The sequence below is a fragment of the Paracoccus salipaludis genome, from assembly GCF_002287065.1.
Classification (GTDB): Bacteria; Pseudomonadota; Alphaproteobacteria; order Rhodobacterales; family Rhodobacteraceae; genus Paracoccus; species Paracoccus salipaludis.
In genome coordinates, this window is the sequence record NZ_NSJZ01000163.1 from 1 (window position 1) to 527 (window position 527).

The 527-nt window shown below is 66.0% G+C and carries 1 protein-coding gene; it reads right to left on the reverse strand.

The window, feature by feature from the left end; translation table 11 throughout:
* On the reverse strand, positions 1-527 hold a 527-nt coding region (locus tag CK240_RS18000), incomplete at both ends, for a ribbon-helix-helix protein, CopG family (RefSeq protein WP_095641568.1).

Here is a 527-nt window from a genome sequence, read left to right on the forward strand (position 1 = left end):
ACAGCAAGAACTTGGTCGATGTGCGTCCGCTGCTGCTGCGCGCGCCTGATCATCAGGCTGCGGGTCTTCTCGTTGTGCCGGGTGATCTCGTGTAGTTGATGACCCAGCTGGTCCAGTTGTAGGCGGGGAATCTTCTGCCCGCGCTGTACGGCCGCGTTCATCGCCCGGACCGCCGGGTTCACGTTCCGTCCGATTGCCGAAACCTCCTTGGTCAGCGCTTCGATCTCGCCCGCCTCCGGTGGCTCGATGTGGTAGACGCCTGCCGCGTAGAGCAGCACCCGCCGCGCCGTGTCGGCCCGGCTTAGATCCAGCGCCCGCGCCAAGGCGTCCAGCCGCTCCATGTCTTCTGCGCTGACCCGTACCGTCAGCACCTTGCTGCGCGACTGCGGCAGGCGCTCGTCCCAGCGGTTCTTAAGGTTGTAGATCGTCCGGCGGCTGACCCCGTATTTCTTCGCCAGCTCCGTTACCGGCACCTTCGCGTCCAGCTCGCCCCGCAGCGCCTGCTTCTGGGCGTTCGTCAGGCGGCT